Annotated in this window: 14 protein-coding genes; 8 read left to right on the forward strand and 6 right to left on the reverse strand. The window is 58.9% G+C overall.

The window, feature by feature from the left end; genetic code table 11:
• Positions 1 to 4: 4 nt before the first annotated feature.
• The gene (locus ETAA8_RS06700) at positions 5 to 2,428 is read left to right on the forward strand and encodes a type ISP restriction/modification enzyme (protein WP_202921623.1); all 2,424 of its coding nucleotides are present in this window, start codon (positions 5 to 7) and stop codon (positions 2,426 to 2,428) included.
• Positions 2,429 to 2,452: 24 nt separating this feature from the next.
• On the opposite strand, the gene ETAA8_RS06705 is transcribed toward ETAA8_RS06700, so the two are convergent.
• Together ETAA8_RS06705 and ETAA8_RS06710 are read right to left on the reverse strand one after the other, a co-directional pair.
• Positions 2,453 to 3,166, reverse strand: a complete 714-nt coding sequence (locus ETAA8_RS06705) for an RluA family pseudouridine synthase (RefSeq protein ID WP_145086676.1) — start codon at positions 3,164 to 3,166, stop codon at positions 2,453 to 2,455.
• Positions 3,167 to 4,342: a LecA/PA-IL family lectin gene (locus ETAA8_RS06710; protein ID WP_202921624.1), complete on the reverse strand. Its 1,176-nt coding sequence runs from the start codon at positions 4,340 to 4,342 to the stop codon at positions 3,167 to 3,169.
• A gap of 942 nt (positions 4,343 to 5,284) precedes the next feature.
• Here ETAA8_RS06710 and rpe point away from each other — a divergent pair.
• The 3 genes from rpe (at position 5,285) to accD (ending at position 7,968) form a co-directional block, all read left to right on the forward strand.
• Complete coding sequence (gene rpe, locus ETAA8_RS06715) at positions 5,285 to 6,256, forward strand: ribulose-phosphate 3-epimerase (RefSeq protein WP_238397695.1); 972 nt, start codon at positions 5,285 to 5,287, stop codon at positions 6,254 to 6,256.
• A gap of 21 nt (positions 6,257 to 6,277) precedes the next feature.
• Positions 6,278 to 6,907 (forward strand): histidine phosphatase family protein, encoded by a 630-nt coding sequence (locus tag ETAA8_RS06720; protein ID WP_145086681.1) that lies wholly within the window; start codon positions 6,278 to 6,280, stop codon positions 6,905 to 6,907.
• 233 nt (positions 6,908 to 7,140) lie between these two features.
• Positions 7,141 to 7,968, forward strand: coding sequence for an acetyl-CoA carboxylase, carboxyltransferase subunit beta (accD, locus tag ETAA8_RS06725; RefSeq protein WP_238397696.1), 828 nt, complete (start codon positions 7,141 to 7,143; stop codon positions 7,966 to 7,968).
• Between the two features lie 52 nt (positions 7,969 to 8,020).
• On the opposite strand, the gene msrA is transcribed toward accD, so the two are convergent.
• Both msrA and ETAA8_RS06735 read right to left on the reverse strand, forming a co-directional pair.
• The gene (msrA, locus tag ETAA8_RS06730; protein ID WP_145086687.1) at positions 8,021 to 8,557 is read right to left on the reverse strand and encodes a peptide-methionine (S)-S-oxide reductase MsrA; all 537 of its coding nucleotides are present in this window, start codon (positions 8,555 to 8,557) and stop codon (positions 8,021 to 8,023) included.
• A gap of 121 nt (positions 8,558 to 8,678) precedes the next feature.
• Complete coding sequence (locus ETAA8_RS06735; RefSeq protein ID WP_202921625.1) at positions 8,679 to 9,764, reverse strand: WD40 repeat domain-containing protein; 1,086 nt, start codon at positions 9,762 to 9,764, stop codon at positions 8,679 to 8,681.
• A 347-nt stretch (positions 9,765 to 10,111) separates the two neighbouring features.
• Between ETAA8_RS06735 and ETAA8_RS06740 the strand changes: the two genes are divergently transcribed.
• Together ETAA8_RS06740 and ETAA8_RS06745 are read left to right on the forward strand one after the other, a co-directional pair.
• Positions 10,112 to 10,768, forward strand: coding sequence for a hypothetical protein (locus tag ETAA8_RS06740; protein ID WP_145086693.1), 657 nt, complete (start codon positions 10,112 to 10,114; stop codon positions 10,766 to 10,768).
• Positions 10,765 to 11,688 (forward strand): hypothetical protein, encoded by a 924-nt coding sequence (locus ETAA8_RS06745; protein WP_145086695.1) that lies wholly within the window; start codon positions 10,765 to 10,767, stop codon positions 11,686 to 11,688. The genes ETAA8_RS06740 and ETAA8_RS06745 overlap by 4 nt, the downstream gene beginning before the upstream one ends.
• A gap of 17 nt (positions 11,689 to 11,705) precedes the next feature.
• On the opposite strand, the gene ETAA8_RS06750 is transcribed toward ETAA8_RS06745, so the two are convergent.
• Together ETAA8_RS06750 and ETAA8_RS06755 are read right to left on the reverse strand one after the other, a co-directional pair.
• Positions 11,706 to 12,989, reverse strand: a complete 1,284-nt coding sequence (locus ETAA8_RS06750) for a PQQ-binding-like beta-propeller repeat protein (protein ID WP_145086697.1) — start codon at positions 12,987 to 12,989, stop codon at positions 11,706 to 11,708.
• Positions 12,990 to 13,133: 144 nt separating this feature from the next.
• A complete protein-coding gene (locus ETAA8_RS06755; RefSeq protein WP_145086700.1) occupies positions 13,134 to 14,057 on the reverse strand; it encodes a FliM/FliN family flagellar motor switch protein in 924 nt (307 codons plus the stop codon).
• A 280-nt stretch (positions 14,058 to 14,337) separates the two neighbouring features.
• On the opposite strand from ETAA8_RS06755, the gene ETAA8_RS06760 reads away from it, so the two are divergent.
• Both ETAA8_RS06760 and ETAA8_RS06765 read left to right on the forward strand, forming a co-directional pair.
• Positions 14,338 to 15,810, forward strand: coding sequence for a thioredoxin family protein (locus ETAA8_RS06760; RefSeq protein WP_145086703.1), 1,473 nt, complete (start codon positions 14,338 to 14,340; stop codon positions 15,808 to 15,810).
• A gap of 250 nt (positions 15,811 to 16,060) precedes the next feature.
• Positions 16,061 to 19,630 carry a tubulin-like doman-containing protein gene (locus ETAA8_RS06765; protein WP_145086706.1) on the forward strand — a complete coding sequence of 1,190 codons (3,570 nt, stop codon included), beginning with the start codon at positions 16,061 to 16,063 and terminating at the stop codon, positions 19,628 to 19,630.
• The last annotated feature ends 31 nt before the right edge of the window (positions 19,631 to 19,661 follow it).

The raw sequence follows: 19,661 nt of genomic DNA on the forward strand, positions 1-19,661 counted from the left end.
TCGCGTGCGGACCAAGCCCTTCAGCTTGCTCAAGCATCAGCGATTACTGACCGCGAGCTTGGTCAAGGATTTTCATAGGTTTAGCGGTGGCAGTGCAGACTCAGACGACGCTTCGTCTGCCGCGGATTCACTTGCTGGAGCGCTTGCTTGTGCTACGGTTGTCGTAGGCCGCTATCACGAGCAACTCGAACCGTGCTGGCCTTGGTTGCTGCATGGGGCGGATGGCTGGACTCGCGATGTTTTAACGAGACTGCAAGACGTGCGATCCGATCGGCCAGCCTCGGATCCGAACTCAAGCAATGCAGACGACTCTCTCACCTGGCACGTCTACGAACTGCTGCTGCAGGGATTGGCGAAACAATCGCGGCGCTCGACCGGTACGTTCTATACGCCGCCAAGCATCGCTCGCTTTTGTGTTGCCGCCTTAGACCATCAGCTGAAGCAAGCGTTCGGCCTGTCAGCGGGTTTGGGAGATGCCACGACCTGGGAGCAGCTACTGCGAAGTCATCCGAAGTTAGTTGAGGCCGGCAAACCGCTCGATCGCCCCTTTGTCCAAATCTTGGAACCAGCCTGCGGCAGCGGTGTGTTTCTGGCCGCTGCGATTGAACACGTCTTGAAGCAAAGCAAGTCGGCCATCGACGCTGCCGCTCGTTTGCTGCCACGACTCATCGGCATCGATATCGGCCGCGTCCCGCTGTTGATCGCACGTTTGCGAATCGCCGTTCAACTTGCCGAGCACGGAATTGTGCCGGATGCTGATTTTCCGCAGCCGCGATTACAACTCGGTAATGCGCTCGACGGACCTGAGAACTTGGCAATCCTAAGCGAACCGAATACCGTGATCCTCGGCAACCCACCATTCTCGTATCTATCGCGCAACGAGCAGCCGTGGATTCAAGATTTGATACGCGGAAGTAACGGCGTGGCGGGTTACTTCGCCATCGACGATCAGCAGTTGGGCGAACGAAAGACCTGGTTGCACGACGACTACGTCAAGTTTCTGCGGCTGTCGCAGTGGTGCATCGAACAAGCTGGGGCCGGCGTCATTTCGTTGGTCACCAATCATGGTTGGCTCGATAACGCCACGTTCCGCATTGCCCGGCAGCAGTTGCTCCGCGCGCTACCGCAGATCGACGTCGTCGATTTGCACGGCAACTTCAAGCGACAGGAAACATCGCCGCACGCCGAGCGCGATGAAAACGTCTTTGGCCTCAGCCAGGGAATAGCCATTGTGACGGCTGTGAAGAGCCTGCAACACTCGCCACCGCAAGTAACGTACGCCGAACTTTGGGGCTCGCGCGCTGGCAAACTCGCGCGGTTGTGTCCTGCGGATGAAAACGCCGATCTGAGTCCGCAACTTTGCGAGCCGCGGTTGCCTTGGTTCACGTTCGTCCCGCAGCGCGAACAAGTTCCCGCGGAATACGCGAGCGCGCCACTCCTCACGGAACTGATGCCAGTGCACTCGACAGTCCCGGTCACTGCCCGAGATCACTTCGTCGTCGCCCGCACTCGCGAAGAATTGCTGCAACGGATTGAGAGGTTCGTCGATCCCACCATTGATGATGCCGCGATCCGTCAGGAGTACTTCAGCCGCACTCGTTCGACCCGTTACTTGCCCGGCGACACCCGCAGTTGGAAATTGTCCGCCGCCCGCCAATTGATTCGCGACTCTGGCGACCCGCAGCAGTTTATTCGCCGCTGCCTGTATCGACCATTCGTCTGGCGCTACATTTTCTGGCATCCCGCCATGATCGATTGGCCGCGGCCCGAGTTCACACGTCATCTGTCTGAAGGCAATCTGACCCTCCTCGCGCGGCGGCAATCACTGGCTGGCAAGGAGTGCAACTTCTTTTGGATCACCGACTCGCTGCCGCTCGATGGAGTCATCCGCAGCGACAACCGCGGCAGCGAATCGTTCTTCCCACTCTGGCTGCAGTCACACGATTCGAGCACTCTCGCTCCTAACTTTAGCGCCGCACAACTTGCTACCTATCCACCGCAAGAATTGCTCGCCTATGTCTATGCACTCTTTCACTCGGCCACTTATCGCACGCGTTACTCGGCGGGACTGGCGATGGAGTTCCCGCGAGTCCTCTTTCCCGCGAGCGATCAATTATTCGCTTCACTGGCGTCGCTTGGTAAGCGATTGATCCAGTTGCACCTCACCGAACCTCACTTGGAGCACACTGCGCCGAGCACTCCGCCTGCAGTGGACCACACCGAGACTCATCTGCTCGATCGTATCGAAGCCTTTCAAGTCGGTACCTATCGAGTCTGCCGCAAATGGCTGGAAGCAGAACAGGCCACTCGCGAATCCGCATCGTTTGGCCGGCTTCAACAGTTAATTGCAATGACACTCGTTGCGCAGGATGAAATCGAAATCGCCATTCAAGCTGCCGGTGGCTTTCCCGCTGCATTTCAAATGTAGTCATCTCGCTCCGCGAGATGATAACTAAGACACACCATAATCTTGCCACAGCGGCGGCAGCGGAGCATTGATGTCAATCGGCTCGCGTGTCATGGGATGCTTTAGTTTCAGGTTGCGAGCGTGCAGCGAAATGAATCGTTCCCGCTCATCGTTGCTCCACGGACCAAAGGTGGCGGGACTGCCATAGAGCGTGTCGCCCAGTAGAGGCAAACCGCGCGAGGAGCACTGCACGCGAATCTGATGTGTGCGCCCCGTTTCGAGCTCGATCTCCAGCAGAGTGCCGTGCGGCAGGACTTGTATCACGCGGTAATGCAAGATCGCGAGCTTGCCGCCGACATCATGCTCGTCGACGATAACCGTCCGCGGCTCGCCGTCGATCTTCTTCAAGAAGTCGGTCCAAGTTCCTTGCGGCTCGGCCACTTGCCCACCGACGAGTGCCCAATAGGTTTTCGAAACCGTTCGCCCTTCGAACTGCTCCGAGATTTTCCTGGCCGCGCGCACGTGACGGGCAAAGACGATGGCACCGGACACAGGCCGATCGAGCCGATGGGGCACGCCGAGATAAATCTCGCCGGTCTTCCCTTCACACTGCTTGATGAATCGCTTCACACGCAGTTCGAGGCTATCGATCCCCAGCGGCGCTTGCGTCAGTAGGCCGGCTGGCTTGTTCACGACCAGGCACGGTCCTTCGTCATAAAGAACCGTGAAGCCTAAGTCGCTTGGATATTCGGTGGGCATTTACTTCGGATCAATCTTCAGCTTCACGCGATACTCGCCAGGAAACTGATAACCATCGCCCGCGTAGTCGCCCTGCATGCCGATCGCCAATTGCAGCACGCCCGATGTCTTGGCCACCACACTGTGCTGCTTGCCAACCTTATATATGGTCCCCTTCTCGCCGATGCGGGCGACGAGCGCGCCGCCGGCAATCTGGTTGGGAATGTACCAGCCATAGTTCGGCGCTCCATCGGGCCCGCTGCTGGCATTGCTCCCCCAAGGAGACATCACGATGCTCCCCTCGGCCTTGATCGTGATCCGATCGCCGGCTTGCACGCGAATGCCGGTGCTCTTGAACGATCGTTGGGCCAAGTTCTCGCCTTGCACCGTCACGCTCTTGCGAAACGATTCCTTCGCGCCCGCTTCACGTTCAGCGCGGCGAACATCGGCCAGTTTAACGTTGAGTTCACCATACTTGCTGTTGATTTTGAACTCCGCGGGCGAGACCTTGCCCACCACGGTAAAGTCGCTGGTGACGACCGTATCCTGCCGAATCCAAGCTTGCTCGACGGGCGATTCCTCATCGTCCCCTTGCTCTTCGGCCGCTTCTTCAAACTCCTTGAGAATCTCGCCGACGTGCCGCTTGATCTCGGCGTTCTCGTCGCTGACAAACTTTTCGAGTTCCTTCTGCACCTTCACGCCCATCGCAGCCAAATCTTTGTGGGCCTGTTCGCGCGTCTTGTAATCGTCGCTCCCCAGCTTCTTAATCGTGTCGACTATCTTCGCCGAAAGTTCCGGAAAACTATCGAGCCCAGGCGAGAAGCTGCGAATCCTCTCGACCGGCACCACCAGCTTGCCGAAGGGCGTGTCGACGTTGATCTCGGCAATCGACAGGTCACCGGTGATCACGCTGCCGTCGAACAAATGAAGCTTGAGATAGCGCGGGCCATACGTCACCGCTGCCGTGCGTGGCACGTCGACGGTCGGTTCGTCTTTGGCCTTCGGTTTCTTATCATCCGCGGGCTTGTCTTCAATCACACCTGGGATCGCGGCCTTGATCCGTTCGAGAATCTGCACCTCCGCCTTCGGCACTTCTTCTTCCTCGGCTCGCACGCTGCCAGGCGAAAGGCCGAGCGTGAGACCAGCGACCGCGCTTGTCCAAAAGAACGCGCAAAAGACCGAGCGATACTTACTCATGTTGTTCATTCCTGGCAAAGATAAGATGTTCCCATTGTGGCTGACGGCCTTCCGAATTTCCACTCAGGTAACGACGAACCAGCAGGAACAACCGTTTCAGTCGGAATGTACGGCAGCAACTCTCGCACGCAACTCACTCCCCAAATCTCACACCGTTGTCTGCCGGCCGATTCTACGTAGCAGCGAGCACCAATCGTTTCGCGCTCTTTCCTGACTCAAAACCTTGCTCCTCGCCGTTTCGAACCTTCGGCACCGCAAAGCCATTTGCTCCGTCCCACTCATCGATCCTATTAGAAATGTCACAACGCCTCGCGCGCGGAATTCATTTCCGATCCGCTTTTTCACTCTCCTCGCTGACACTTCGCGCTTACCTAAAAAACAGGCTGGCGTGAATGGGTTCGAATTCCGGCAAGCGTTCACGGCAGCATGTTGTCGGGGGAACTGACACTCAGTTGCGCCGCAATTCAGGAAACCCGAAGCGCGTGCTGATCGCGGTTAAGTGGCGTCGCGAACGGTTAGGAGCTTTTTCGAGCCGTGACCAGACGTGTCAAATGAGGAGTGTTTAATGGCAGATGTTTAACGGGTGACCAGAAGGGAGGAGCAGCGGATGAGACGCGCGGACCAGCGATTGGTACACCCCCTGGATAGGTACTATTCAGGCAAGTTGACTGAACAGGGGATTTCGGCAATTTTTCGCGCTTGCTGGAACGCCATAAGTTATTTCAAGGAAAGAAATTATGTTCGTTCTGGATGTGTGTGCAGATTGCGCAACTTTCGCAATTATCAACTGTTCAAAGGGCAATTCAGCGGCTGTTCAACCATCTTTAGCGATCAGGAACTGGAGGCAACGAAGCAGTATTGCGGGTTCCCGCAATCAGAATGGCGTACTCCGCAGCCGCAAATGCTTAGTGGGATTGCGGATAGCGGTGACTGATAGGGGAGTTGGGCTCGCTGCACCCACCCAAAAGTGCCGTTTGTGAAGTTCAGATGTTACTGACGTGGAGAATACGGGCAGGTAAGATAGACCTCTTCGGATGGCAGTTCTGCGGCAACGTGGGGCCAGTCATCCACGCGTTATGGTCGCAGGAATGGAGTGCCGGCGACAAGGATAACGTGCTTTCCGAAACGGGTATGGCCGGTCTGCCGAAGCGAACTCGAGACTTTGTTAGCCAGTTGCTAGCACAACGTCTGTCGCGTGGTAGTCCGGAGGATATGTCTGCTAGTCAGTCCATCGATTCCTTACGCGGGGCGACGCCATTGGTGCTGCCGTCGCTGCTGCAGTGCGATTTCGCCAATCTCGAGCGCGAAGTCCGTACGTTGGAGGATGCTGGCATTCGTGCTTTGCACCTGGATGTCATGGATGGCAACTTCGTCCCGAATCTGTCTTATGGCATGCCGATCGTTGCTGCACTGCGTAAAGTGACGAAACTTCCGCTCGATGTTCACCTGATGATCGAGAAGCCTGAGCGGTATTTGAAGCAGTTCGCCGAAGCGGGCTCGGACCTGATTACCTTCCACGTCGAAGCCGTTGCTGATGCGCAGCCGCTGGTCAACGAAATTCACTCCCTGGGAGTGAAAGCGGGAATCGCACTGAATCCCGCGACTCCTCTTGGCACGCTGGATGCATACTTGGGGGCTGTCGACCTAATTCTTGTCATGAGCGTGCCAGCCGGTTTTGGCGGGCAGAAGTTTCACGACGTGGCACTCGACAAATTGCAGACGTTGAATACGCAAAAACAAACGGGCCAACTTCGGCCCGAAGTGATTTTAGAGGTGGATGGCGGCGTCAACACGTCGACCATTGGCCGATGTGCGCAGGCAGGAGCGCAGTGGTTCGTAGTTGGGTCAGCGATCTTCGGGCAGGCGAGCTATCGGCCGGCTGTCGAACAACTTACTCAACTGGCACGTCTTTAAGGAGGTCAAGTTCGATCCTGTATGGTTCGTATTCTGCTGATTCGTTCTGCTGCGACTGATTTCGACGAACAAGGTCGCATCAAGGGAACTCTCGATTTGCCGCTCAGCGATGTCGGCACCGCCCAAGCGGTTCGCCTGGTCGCTGAATTGCAGCAAGTCGATATCGACTACTTCTACAGTTCCACTTGCCGTTGTGCGGTCGAAACGGCCACGCAACTCGCCAACAGCCGCCGGCTGAAGGTGCGGCAACTGGCCGATTTTCAGAACGTCGATCACGGCCTGTGGCACGGCAAACTCGTCGACGAGTTGAAACACACCCAGCCCCGGGTCTATCGTCAACTGCAAGACCACCCGGAAACCGTCTGCCCACCGGAAGGTGAACCGGTCGGCATGGCCCAGGCCCGCGTGCGGGTTGGTGTCGACCGACTTTTACGCAAGCATCGGACGGGGACGATTGCCCTGGTATTGCCTGAACCACTCTTCAGCCTGGTCCGCAACGTCATCACTCCCGGTGAACTTGGCGACCTGTGGAAGGCCGAGTGCCAATGTGGCGGCTGGCAGTTGCTCGATCTGGGGAACGACGACGTTCGCCGCGTGGTGCTAGCACATACTTCGGCCGCTGTACTCCCTGTTGCAGGGGGCGCTGCCTAGTAAAGGCGGAATAACTGCGCCGGCCAATGGCCGGCAACCGATACCCTAATGGATAGGCCTGCCGCAATCGCGAGACAATTGACCCCCTGCCGACAGCCCGCATTTTTGTAGAATCAAAAGCCGGAATTTGCTTGCATGACCCCGGCAACCTAGCGCATAGTCGCCCTGGATTGGAGCATGTCATGGGAGCCCTCCCTACAGCCTCGATATCATCCTCCTCCCCCATGTCTATCGTGACTACGCCATCCAACATCAAACGGCCTAAACGTGGCGTCCCCGAAGGGCTCTGGCTGCGCTGTCCAGGCTGCAGTGCCTCGATCTTCAAAAAGGAAGCCGAGAAACAGCACAACGTCTGCCCGCAGTGCGAGTATCACTTTTACGTCTCTGCCCCCGAGCGAATCGCCCAGCTGCTGGACGAAGGTACGTTTGAGGAGTGGGACGCAAACCTGCTGCCAACCGACCCGCTGCAGTTTGCCGATTCGAAACCGTACAAAGAGCGTCTAATTGCCGAACAGAAGCGAACCGGCATGACCGACGCTGCCGTGACGGGCTGTGGCATGATTCGCGCTCGCCGCGTCGCGGTGGGTGTGACCGACTCGGCCTTCATCATGGGGAGCATGGGTTCGGTGGTAGGCGAACGACTGGCCCGGTTAGTCGAACGTGCCACTGCCGAGAATTTGCCCCTCATCATAGTCAGCGGTTCGGGCGGTGGCGCCCGCATGCACGAAGGGATCTTGTCGCTGATGCAAATGGCCAAGGTCTCGGCAGCTCTGGCTCGCTACGACTCGGCTGGCGGCTTGTTCATCTCGGTGCTGACGAATCCCACGATGGGTGGCGTCGCGGCCAGCTTTGCTTCGCTGGGTGATCTGGTCTTTGCGGAACCGAAGGCGCTGATTGGCTTCGCCGGCCCACGCACGATTAAAGCCACGATTCGCCTGGAACTCCCCAAGGGATTTCAAACCAGCGAGTTTCTGCTGCAGCACGGCTTCATCGACCGCATCGTCAGCCGCTCGCGATTGAAGAGCGAAATCGCCCGCGCGATCGACTACTGCGGTAAGTAGGCCAACACAGGCCGTTGCGGCGGAGCGTGACGAGTTCTATGCAGAGGTCTTTTTAGTCGCGCTGGATCAGTCCCGCGTACTTCGCGCGGACCTTGCATACCTTTGGGATGGCTGCCCCTTGAATGTAGGGCTGATCGAGATGCTGCTGGGCATAGTCCTGGTGGTAATCTTCTGCCGGGAAGAACTCGACGAGCGGTTCGAGACTCGTGACGATTGGCTGCGCGAAGGCCCGCTTCTCGGTTAGCTCCTTAATTTTCGCGGCCGCGGCCTCTTTCTGGGCATCGTCGGCATAGAAGATGGCCGAGCGATATTGCGTCCCCTGGTCTGCTCCCTGGCGATTCAGCGTTGTGGGATCGTGAGCATCGAAGAACACACTCAAGAGTGTGTCGAGCGAAATCTGCTCTGGGTCGTAGGTCACGCGAATCACTTCGGCATGGCCCGTATTCCCGTCACACACGCGGCGGTAATTGGCGCTTTCCTTCGTCCCGCCGGCATAACCGCTCGTGACATCGCTGACACCCTTTAACTGCTCGAAGGCCGCCTCGGTACACCAGAAACAACCCCCGGCAAGCACGATGGTAGTGGTCATGGTTTTCGATCTCCCCAGCAGCAGAATGTCTTCCTTGCGATAGATAGTGCATTCTTAGCAACTGTCCCCGTCAGGGCAATCGCCTTGCTAAGGTGGAGTATCGCTTGCCTCGGGACAGCTGTTAATCCCCGAACCGCATCAGTTCGCGGCCACCTTCAATTTGTCGGATGATGCCACCATAGCTGCCGACCATGAACGCGCTGCTATCGGGATTGAAGCTGAAGCGAGCGGGGTCTTTCTCGGGGCGAAAGGTGTCGTCAGCACCCCGAGTGAGATAGGTGCGGAAGGTTCCCTTCTCGAACGTAAAGCGGCCCGCTTCTTCGCCACTGGGCAACTTCCAGATGACGACGTCGCCATTGTCCTGGCAACCCGCGGCGAGGTACTTGCCGTCGGGCGAGAAGAACGGATGAGCAATCCCCTTCACGCCTGTTTGCAAACGCGTTTGGGGTGTGAGATTGACCAGATCCCAGATCAGCACATTGCCGCCATCGTGGCCGGTGGCGAGGTGGACAGTATCCGGGGCAATCGCCACTCGAAAAAAGGGCTGAGTCAATGGCTGCGAGGTTTGGACTAACTTGCCGGTCGCGATTTCACATTTGCGAATCAGGTATTGGTCTGGCCCCTCTTTCTGCGTTTCGCGGCAGACGCCAATGAGGGACGTGCCATCGAGCGGGAACGCCACGCTGACGCAGCCGCCGAGGGGTTTGATCTGGTGCTCTTTGCTCCAGTCGTTCCGGTCGTAGATCACACACTTGCTGCGACTGACGACGGCCAGTTTTTCGCCGTCGGCCGAAAACTCGAAGGCATGGCAGCGGTCGAGCACTTTCACCACTCGGCCGCTGGTGGCGTCCCACAAGCGAACCTCGTGCATCGGCACTCCATCGGGAGTGGCGAACAAGCGGGCAGCAGCGAGCAAGGTGCCATCGGGCGAAAAGGCGAGTTGGGTCAGGTCGCCAAACATTTCCATGCGAGCGAGGCGCTTGCCCGTTCCCACATCCCAAATGGCGACGACCGCGCACTTGCGAACATCGGGGTGAGGCCGCGGCGGAAAGCTGCCATCGGACATGCCGGAGCAACCAGTGGCCACGACGGTGCCACTGGGCGAAAACGCGACCGTTTGCGGGTCGCGCACCGGCACGAACGGGGCTGCGAATACTTGGAGTGTAGTACAGCCAAGTAAGGCAACAGAGAGAAGTATGGTTCGCATGGCGCGAGATGCCTGGCGGTGTTGGCTATGGAGGAAGGAACCGAACCGAATCGGCAACTCCCAGAATACCGTAACGGGCCGGTGATGACGAACAGTTTCCGGCGGATGCGTGCGGAGAAGTTGGGTTGTTTGAGGTTGACTAGGCGGATCCATTCAGCCCAGGTGCTGCGGTTGGGTGGGCCTCACCTCAACTACTTCCAGCGAGACTGGGGAGCCGATCGTGCGATTCGCCCCACTCTACCCACGAATGATCGCCGCCAGTGCGCGCGTGAACGATTCCATCGCGCGCCAAGGTGTGACCTAAACTTGCCGGGAACAGGTCTGCATGCCTGCGCAACGTAGCGATTATGTCGATTACAACCAAGCCAACGACGACCGACTTTCAAGCTGCCGATCGCAGCTTGCAGAACCGGCGCGTGCTGATCGCGCCCCTCTGCCTTTGCCTGGTTGCCGCGCTGCATGGGTACCGCGTGATGACGCTTGGCCAAACGCCCTGGAAAGGGGGCGGCTTCGGCATGTTCTCGACCATCGATGGCGAGAATGCCCGCTCTGTCCGCTGCTGGCTGGTCACCGAGCAAGGCGAGCGGGCCCTGGAGTTGCCCGCCGAACTGACCAAGCGGGCCGACGAACTGCGCGCCGCGCCGAGTCAGGATTCCCTGCAATACCTGGCCACTCGGCTGAGCAAGCGGCAATGGATCGATCCCGTTCTGGCCCACGAGCAACTGGCTGCCCTCCTGCAAGCTGAGCCACCCGGCCAACCACTGACGGCCATCCGCCTGCACGAACTGCGGCAACAGAAACTGGCCGTCATCGACTTGGCCACAAAATCAGCCCGCACAACTCCGCTCACTTCTCTGCCACGCGGCGCAGAAAGTTCATCGGCAGTTCCCTTCAGGGCGGTGCGCGTCGAGTTGTGGAAGTACAGCATGCCCGCAGGAACCAACAATCTCGAAAACAAGCTGCTCCTTTCGGCCACAAAATTCCTCGAGGAGCCAGCCCAATGATCGCTGTCTCTCCGCCGACCATTTCGCAATCAGGCTTCGCTTCGCTCTCGCAGCGGCGCTGGCTGGCGCTCGATCCGCTGGTGATTCTGCCTCCGCTCACGATCTTGCACTTGCTCGTTCACGCGCCGCAGGCCTGGTACCTGAGCGTGTTGCTGGTTCCCCTCTTCGCGCTCGGGCTGATCTTTCGTCGCTGGTTGCATGCCCCGGCGTTTTGGTACGTTACCGCGATGCTGCTGGGGGCCACGGTCTATTTCAATTGGGAATCGGCCGACAATCACAAGTATCTGTTCGTCTATTGGACACTGGCCCTCTGCTGCACGTTCTCGCTCCCCAAATCAGAATGGGGCGAGTCGCTCGCCCGCACTAGCCGACTCCTCATTGCCTTGTGCATGATCCTGGCAACTGTTTGGAAAATCACCACGCCCCAATACATCGACGCGCGGTTCTTTACGTTCGAACTCCTAGTCGATGAGCGGTTCGCCCATTTCACGTCGTGGACCACTGGAGTTCCGCTCTCCACACTCGCCGAGAATCGCGACCTGCGCGAACAACTGATCCGCGGCCACTTCCCAGGTCTCACGCAAGTGACGCTCGCTGGCGGCGCGCAAGTCGCGCCCCTGGCCATGTTTCTCACTTGGTGGACGGTGCTGATCGAAGGACTGCTCGGCATTCTCTTCTTTTTGCCCAAATCCAATCGGATTAAGCACACGCGCAACGCGCTGCTGATTCTGTTCGCCGTGACAACCTACAGCGTCGCGCCGGTGCGGGGCTTTGGCTGGATGCTGATGCTGCTCGGCCTGGCGCAGTGCGAATACGAAGATCGCACCTACCGCTGGGGCTACCTCGCCGCGCTGCTACTAATTCAGGCCTACACCATTCCCATCGGGCAACTGATCGGCATCTTCAGCGGCTCGCCGTAGCAGAGTGATTTTCGGCGTTAGCTCTTCTTGCTGATGTCGTAGCAGAAGATCTTGTCCTGCTCGCGCAGGTAGAGTTTGCCATCGACGATCACGGGGTGCGACCAACTGGGGCGCTCACCGCCGCCGGGAATCTTAAAGCTGCTGACTTCGATGTAGTCTTCGGGAGTAGCCTTGGCCAAGACCATCGTGCCGTCGGCAAAGCGAATGTAGAGCCGGTCATCGGCTGCTACGAACGAAGCCGACTTCTTACCGCTGCCCCGCTTCTTCCACTTGATTTCGCCAGTCATCAGGTCGGCACACCAGGGAATTCCTTGATCGTCGGAATCGCCGTACAGATATTCGCCGACGAGAACGATACCGCCGTGCTTGTTGGCGAGGGCCGAATTGATCGGGAAGATCTCTTCGACTTCTACCTTCCCGTCACCGACTGCTTTTTGTTTGAGCAGAGCACCACCGCGCTTGTATCCCGCGGCGAAGAAGACGAGATCACCGCGAACGATTGGCGTGGGAATGACGGCAGTTGTTTTGTCGATTGGGTAGTGCCAGAGCTTTTCGCCATCGCTGGCGCGCGCACCCAAGGCACCGCTAGCCGTTGTTTGCACATAGACCTTCGTGCCACCGATCTCGGCGATCACAATCGAGGCGTGCCCCGCTCCGCGATCGTCGGCCAAGGGGGACTTCCAAATCGTCTCGCCGGTTTTCTTATCGAGGGCGACCATCGTCGCGCTGCTGCCGCCGGGTGTGCAGATCAAGCGGTCGCCGTCGATCAGCACCGATTCGCTATAGCCCCAGTTGTCTCCCTTCTTCCCGCCAAAGTCGCTCTTGAGATTCTTCCGCCACAGTTCATGGCCGTCGTTCGCGTCGCAGGCAATCAAATCGGCATGAGCAGTGAGAATATAGACCGACGAGCCATCGACGGTCGGTGTGCTGCGCGAGCTTTGCCAATTCTCTTGGCCGTTCGTCCAGGCCTTGCCCGTTTTGGTCTTCCACAAGGGCTTGCCATCGGCCTGATTAAAGCAAAGGAGATATTCGTCCTTATCTTCGGCGGTCGATGGACCGTCGCCGAGCGTATAGATCTTGCCGCCGGCAATCGCCAGGCTCGAGTAGCCACGACCAGCGCCGCTGGCTTCCCAGGCCAGCGCGGGCCCTGCACTGGGCCACTCTTGCAGCAGCGACTTCTCCGGCGATACAGCCGTGCGTCCCGACCCGCGAAATGTGGGCCAAGAATCAGCAGCGGGACAAACAGTCGTTAGTAAAGTGAAAGCAGCCAAGAGGCTGCTGGCGAACAAGCGAATGCTCATGGATCGAAGTACCTGCGGCGGAGCGGGATAAACAAAGGCTGTGACCAAGATGCACAACCAGCCCTGATTATGCGCTGCAGCCACTGCGGCGGGGGAGGCAGCTGGGAAGAAGTTGCGGCGATTTCGTCCGCCCGAGGACTCGAACTATTCCCGCTGGCCGCGAACCGACCAGAAGCGCTCAGAGGGCATGACCATGGAAGTAATTCGCAGGCCGAACTTTTCGCCGACCTTCACTGCTTCGCCCACCGCGAACTCGTGCTCGCCCACAGCCAGCGACAACGGCTGTTCGCACGATTGATCGAACTGAATGATCGACCCCGGGCCGATTTCCAAAATCCGACCGACGGGTAGCTGGGTTGTGGCCAGTGAAGCCACAATCGGCACCTTAATCTTCAGCAAGCTGCGGGTGTAGGAAGGGAGTGCCGGAATGCCGTCTTCAAAATCCTGACTAACGGGTGCTGCGGGCGCGCGTAGTACATTGGCAAAACGTCCCCCCGCAGGTGTGGCCACTGCAGCCGCGGGCACAAAGACCGGTTCGCTGATTGCCGGAGCGGCTGCAGCCGGAGCTCCGGCAGAGAGGAGGAGTTGATGATCGGCCACGCCAATCAAGACCGCGGGCAGGCTCTTGCTTCCGAATTGAATTGTGAGCGGCAGAACTTCGGGCGCTGCCGTCGCCTGGCAACGAAGTAGCGCTTCTTGCAGGTTCTCGAGGCGGGCCGTTTGATCGCTAGTGGGCATGAGTGCTTCGGGAAGCAGGATCATGCCGAACTCTTGCGAGAGCGTGGCGAGTTTGCTTTTGCCCGTGGCATCTGGCGCGGCGATCCACCCCGGCAGCGCGCCTTCGCCATCGGCCACTAACAGGGCATAAGCCCCGGCAGCCTGATTGAGCACGACCGCGAGTCCCGCGTGATTCCAGGCATCCTGAGCAACGAGAGTCAGCAGGTCCGCTTTTTCACCGAGCGTGAATTCGCACTTCTCGCCGAAGGCCCGTTGCCACGCTTCGGCAGCTTCGCCCGCGCCATTGCGACAGGCCGTAACGATCTCGGCAGTGATGAGTGGCGACGACATACGACAGCTGAACGCGGAGTGAGCGAACTCGACTAGCAGACGACGTGACTTCTTCTCTGCATATCGGCAGTCGAGCCGGCAAACTTCGCCCGGTCGTTAAAGTGCGTCCGTTCTGCCCGCTTCACGCTAGCGATGCTGGCAATTGCACGACCGAACTTACCCCGAATTTCGGCACAAACGATTTTGCGGGTGTATTCGTTAAGGTCATTCTGCCGAAAGAAAGAAAACGGCGCGCGGGAAATGCGCCGCTTGGGACGACTCTATTGCAAGGTGTTCGAACATGGTCGTGCGAACTTCCCTCACTTCGCTTGTGATCTTCGCGGCAGCGATTGCTTCGGCAGTTGCCCAGGATCAGATGCCTTGGGTCGAAGAGTTTCCGCAGGCTTGCCAACAGGCAAGTGCCGAAGGGAAGCTCGTGCTGCTCCACTTCTATTCCGACGACTGCCCGCCCTGCGTCAAAGTCGAGAAGAACGTGTTCAGCCGGCAAGATGTCGCAGCAACCGTCGGCAAAAACTACGTGCCGATGAAGATTCATGCTCGCAAGAATCCGGAACTTGCCACCAAGTACAACGTGCGTCAGTGGCCGACCGATGTTTTCGTGACTCCAAGCGGCCAGGAAGTGTTTCGCACCGTCAGCCCACAGACCCCGCTCGAATACACCAACTTGATGAACAGCGTAGCTGCCCAGACCGGTGTTGGTCTTGGTCGCAATGGTAACAATCTGCCGCCGCACCAGCAGATCGCTGCCAATCAAGCTGCCCCGAATCAACCCGGAGCGATTCCTGGAGCCCCGGCCCCGAATGGTCCGTGGGTGATGCCTGCTCCGCGTGACGCCATTGCCCAGGTAAGCGCTCAAGCCAATTCGCAGGCTCAATGGGTGACGAACGGCGCTTCTTCGGCCGCTCAGCAATATGCGCAGCAAACTCAGCAGAACGTGCAACAAGCCCAGCAAAACCTGCAGCAGTCGGGCCAACAGTCGTGGCAATTTGCCCAGGCTCAAGCCGGCGCAGCGGTGAATCAAACGACTCAGGCCCTGGATCAAACCTATCAAGCCACGCAACAGGCTGCTCAACAAGCGGCCCAAGCGACGCACGATTCGACACAAGCCGCGGCCAACAACGCCAAAGAAGTATTGAACCGCTACACTACGCCGATGACGGCACCACCTGCCGCGGTCGCCGGCAATCCGGCTGGCTTTGCCCCGTGGCAACCCGCGGCTGCTCCGCCGCAACAGCCCGCCGTTCAACCTGTTTCGGCTCAGGCCTATCAGCCTGTCTCGCCAACCCAAACCTTGGCTCCGAATGCCGTCGGCACTGCTTCGCCTTACGAATCGAATCCCGCGCTCGCACCGCCCCCTGCCGCGGCCTTGGCCAGTGGCACCTATCCCATCGTGATGGAAGGCTTCTGCCCTGTCACGCTGCTTAGCAAGAAAGAATGGAAGAAGGGGCAGCCTGAGTTCGGCGCGGTCCATCGCCGTCGCACGTTCCTGTTCGCTTCGGCCGAAGCTCAGCAAACGTTCCTCGCCGACCCCGATCGCTACAGCCCCGTGATGGTCGGCTACGATCCCGTCAAGTTCATGCAAACCGGCGAACTGATCGACGGTCGCGCTACGTTCGGTCTGACCTATCGCAAGCAGATTTATCTCTTTAGCGACGATGCCTCGCTCAAGACCTTCTGGCAAAATCCTCGCCAGTTCACCGACGGCCTACGACAAGCCATGACGCAGAACGAACGGGGCACCACCATTCGCTAGGCTTTGGTCCGACGGCTGAGATATTCCTTCAGTAGTCCGTTTGTGCGGCTTGTATCGGCCGCGCGCTATCTGACAATCGTTCAGCGCTAGTCGTTACCAGCGTTGTCCCTTTCCTGCTCAGCAGATTCTCGCTGACGCGCGCAATTTATGTGGCACATTACAAGTGAGCTACATCGATTGCTGACGGGCGGTTGGCCGTGTTGCGCGCGTTTGCGCGTGATCGCCCCGCCCGGAAAGGAAGCCTTCCGCCGTGCCAGCCGTCCTCCGCAAAGCGTCTGAACCTATTCCGGGCTACCGCCTCGTCCAACGCGTCGGCGCGGGTGGCTATGGCGAAGTCTGGACGGCAGAAGCGCCGGGCGGACTCATCAAGGCGATCAAGTTCGTCTACGGACTGCTCGACGAAGACCGCGGCTCGCGCGAAATGAAGGCCCTGCAGCGCATCAAGGGCGTGCGACATCCGTTCTTGCTCTCAATCGAGCGGATCGAGATTATCGACGGTCAGTTGATCTTCGTCACCGAGCTTGCAGACAACAGCCTGAAGGATCGCTTCGACCAATGCCGCAAGGAAGGCCGGCCCGGCATCCCGCGCGACGAATTGTTGCAACACCTGCGCGATACGGCCGATGCGCTCGACTACATGAACGAGCATCACACGTTGCAGCATCTCGATGTGAAGCCGGAAAATCTGCTGCTTGTTGGTGGACGCGTCAAGGTGGCCGACTTCGGGCTCGTTAAGGATCTGCACGAAGCGGCCGCGTCGATGATGGGCGGCCTGACGCCCATTTACGCGCCGCCTGAAGTCTTCGAAGGACGACCGACCAAGTTCAGCGATCAATACAGCCTGGCGATTGTCTATCAAGAGATGCTCAGTGGAGTGTTGCCATTTCCCGGCAAGACAGCTGCGCAACTGGCAGCTCAGCACTTGAACGCGCGCCCGCGGATGGCGGCGCTCCCCGAGGCCGACCAACAAGTGATAGGCCGCAGCCTATCGAAAAATCCCAATGAGCGGTTCGCAAATTGCCGCGAGATGGTAGCTGCCCTCAACAAGGCCACGCAGCAGATTGTCGCCGCGCGCATGACACATGCCCGCAGCGAACTGATGAACGAAATGGGGAGGCACATCACTCAAGGCGCGACGCAGGCGCATAATGCGGCCCCAGCGACTCATCAGCCAGCAGCGCCCGAAACGCCGTTGCCACCTCTTTCTTATGCCACCGAAGCTGCCCGCACTCCCGACCAGATGCTCGCTAGCCTGGACGAAGCCTCGCAGCAGGCCGACTCGATTCAAGAAGACAATCGGCTCGTGGCGTCGGCCGACGATCTGCACGTTGATCTGAAGCAGCGATTGCAAACCACCGATGTTCCGCCCCCGGAGTTCGACGTCCTCAATTGGTCCCCTCAGCCCACCTTGCTGATCGGCCTGGGGGGCATTGGCGGCAAAGTCCTCGGCCGGCTGAAGCAGATCTTTGCCGAGACGCCGCACGGCGCGCCATTGCAGACCTTGGTGCTCGATTCCGATCGCCGCGAATCACTCGAAAACTGTCCATCATCCCCTGGCACTACATTCCGGCCCGATGATTTCATGCACTTGCCGCTGCGCCGCAGCAGCGACTATCGGGACGACTCGCGCCGCATGCTCGAGTGGCTCGGTCGTCGTTGGCTATACAACATTCCCCGCTCGCAGCAGACCGAAGGTCTGCGTCCGCTGGGTCGCCTGGCAATGGTCGATCATGCAGACGAAATTTGGAAGTCGTTCCGCACATCGCTACAACGTTTAGCCCGCCCGATTCCGGGAAGTGACCAACCACAAACGCCCCGGGTCATTGTCGTGGCCGGTTCGGGCGGCGGTACCGGCAGCGGCATGGTCATCGATATTGTCGTTGGGCTGCAGCAGTTGTTCGACGAATTAAAACTCAATGCCAGTGACCTGAGTGTAGTCTTGGCCCACACCACGCCGCGCACCGCCGCGGGAGTGCAATTGGCCACGGCCAACACCTGCGCCTTGCTCGCCGAATGGCAGCATCAACTTCGCGCGGGTGGACAATTCCCCGGCGACCCGGCTTGCGGATTGACGCCGCGGACGATCGATCGTCCGCCGCGCACGCGCCTGATTCACATGGGAGAAGAACTCTCCAACGAAGATTTCGACACGGCCTGCGATTCGTTAGCCGATCTGATTGCACTCGAAGTTTCGACTCCTGTCGATAACTTTTTCCGCGCGACCGCAGCTGCCGATCTCGTAAAGAGTTCCGCTTCGACCCAGGCACAATTTCGTACATCGGGACTGGTGCGAGTAGGTTTCACGCGCGATGACCTTGCCGCCCGTGCGGTTCGCCACCTCTGCTTCTCGCTCGTCGAACGTTGGTTGGGAAAGCCGAAATCGCAAGAATCGATTCGTGCAAGCAGTGCCGCGAAATCGACGAATATCTTGCCCTCGCGGCAGACGCAATCAGGCACCGATTGCCGTATGAAAGAGGCGTTTCTCGATCTACAAGCCCAGAAGCAGGCAACTGCCTGGGGACTAGATACCGAAACGCTGATTAAACAATTGATCGAGTTTGCCGGCAGCCAGTTGGGTGGTAACCCCGACAGCTTCTTTCAAGAGTTGACGCAAACGCTGGCGAAAGAAGCAGGGACCGCCTCGCCCGTGCAACGCTGGCTGGCGACCACGACGGAACTGTTTGGCCCACGCACTTCGGAAGCAGTCGCCCCGGGACAAGAGAAAGGTGTTCCGGCCCTAGTGCAAGCCACCGAAGCTGCGTTGAAAGAACGAATCAACGCACTGAGCGCCACCCTTAAGGCTTGGCTGCTGCATTATCTGGATGATCCCCAGCATCGCCTCTACGCCTCGCAAAAATCTCTTGGCTGGTTTCAAGCCCACTGCCGCAGCATGCTCGATCAGCTGCGCGATGTGCGCCGCCGCATCGCGCAGGAAACTGGCTCGCTTGAGCAGTACCTCGTCGCGCTGCCAACCGATTGGAAGAAGGCCAAGGCCAGCGTAAAAAAAGCTCAAGGGCCGGATCCCGACCACGCTTTTCAACAGTTCTGCCGCCTTCGACTGCAAGACTTCGCTGCTCAACTGGCTGGTAAAATCGTTCAAGCGATGCAAGGGACGCTCAGCAGCGCCGGCGATCTGCTGGTCGATCTGCACCGCGAACTGCAGTTCCTCGCCTCCGTCTTCGATGACCAGGAAGAGTCCGGAGCAGTTCCTGCTACTCCCGCCTTACTCGGACAATTGCGCAAGCTGGTCTCCGATCAATTGAAAGCAGCCGATGCGGAACAATCGACAGCGCTCGACGATCAATTGACACGCACGGTATTGCTACCTGCCGGTGGCATGCTCTCTGCTTTAATTGGTGGTGGCGATGGCCGGACGCGATTACTCGCGCAGTTGGAACGCGACAGTCGCACGCTGGTGCTACGACAACTCGAATCGCTCGATATCGCCGCGGTGCTTGCCGAAGGGGCCGCCATCGATCCGCAACTTGCAGCCGATTGGCGAACGCTCGTCGAACAAGCGCAGCCTCGTTGGCAAGGGACTGCGGCTGAACGTCGGTTCCTTTGCGTGTTACCCGAGCGCTCACAAGCCTCGCGCGATCCGCAGCTGTGGCAGAAGAGTCTGCAATCGACTTCGTTCCGCGAAGCACCTGCGCTTGTCGATGCACCGGGAGCCGATCTATTGTTGTGTTTCGATCTCGGTCCTCTTACCACCAACGATGTCCTCGCGCAGTTGTTGCTTGAACGTCCCGATCTGGGCGAAGTGGCGGGACGATTGCACACGCGGGCCGATGTCTCGTGGCCGGAAATTGTTCCTGCTTAGTTCGCTAGCGGTGCTACTGCGAACCACTGCT

It is taken from the genome of Anatilimnocola aggregata (genome assembly GCF_007747655.1).
GTDB lineage: Bacteria > Planctomycetota > Planctomycetia > Pirellulales > Pirellulaceae > Anatilimnocola > Anatilimnocola aggregata.